The organism is Kitasatospora sp. NPDC003701, assembly GCF_053587085.1.
Window position 1 is genome coordinate 1 of the sequence record NZ_JBSFNM010000175.1, and the last position, 1,142, is coordinate 1,142.

General features: G+C 73.1%; 1 protein-coding gene. It reads left to right on the forward strand.

Going from position 1 to position 1,142, the window contains the following annotated elements:
* A partial coding sequence (locus tag ACWDRR_RS44480) for an acyltransferase domain-containing protein (RefSeq protein WP_449778050.1) occupies positions 1-1,142 on the forward strand: 1,142 nt, incomplete at both ends.

Below are 1,142 nucleotides of genomic sequence, written 5' to 3' on the forward strand. Positions count from 1 at the left end.
GTGATGTCGACCCCGGGGATGTTCGTGGAGTTCTCGCGGCAGCGGGGGTTGTCCCGGGACGGTCGGTGCCGGTCGTTCTCGGTGGATGCCGATGGTTTCGGGATGGCCGAGGGTGTGGGTGTGCTGTTGGTGGAGCGGTTGTCGGACGCGCGGCGGCTCGGGCATTCGGTGCTCGCGGTGGTGCGGGGCAGTGCGGTCAACCAGGACGGGGCGTCGAACGGTCTGACGGCGCCGAACGGGCCGTCGCAGCAGCGGGTGATCCGGCAGGCGTTGGCGAACGCGGGGTTGTCGGCGCGGGACGTGGACGTGGTGGAGGCGCACGGGACGGGGACGACGCTGGGTGATCCGATCGAGGCGCAGGCGTTGCTCGCGACCTACGGTCAGGATCGTGCCGAGGGTGCGCCGTTGTACCTCGGGTCGGTGAAGTCGAACATCGGGCACCCGCAGGCGGCGGCGGGCGTGGCCGGTGTGATCAAGATGGTGTCGGCGATGCGGGCGGGTGTCCTGCCCAGGACCCTGCACGTGGGTGAGCCGTCGCCGCACGTGGACTGGGCCTCGGGGGCCGTGGAGTTGCTGACGGAAGCCCGCGAGTGGCTCCCCGGGGAGCGGCCGCTTCGGGCCGGGGTGTCGTCGTTCGGGATCAGCGGGACCAATGCGCACGTGGTCCTGGAGCAGGCGCCTGCGGAGGAGCCGCTCCCGGTCCGGGACCCGTCGGTCGTTCCACCAGTGGTGCCGTTGGTGGTGTCGGCGCGGGGCGGGTCGGCGTTGCGGGGGCAGGCGGAGCGGTTGTCGGCCTGGTGGGAGGGCCGGGCCGAACTCGGCGCGGTGGACGTGGGGTTCTCGCTGGCGGCGGGCCGGGCTCAGCTGGAGCACCGGGCGGTGGTCGTCGCGGGGGACCGGGCCCAGGGTCTGGCGGGCCTGCGCGCGCTGGCCTCGGGCGAGCCCTCGCCCGAGGTCGTGGAGGGCACGGCCGATCTGCGGGACGCGGCAGGTGTGGTGTTCGTGTTCCCGGGTCAGGGGGCGCAGTGGGTGGGGATGGGGGCGGAGCTGTTGGGTTCCTCGCCGGTGTTCGCGGCGCGGATGGGGGAGTGTGCGGAGGCGTTGCGGCCGTTCGTCGGTTGGGAGTTGCTGGATGTGGTGCG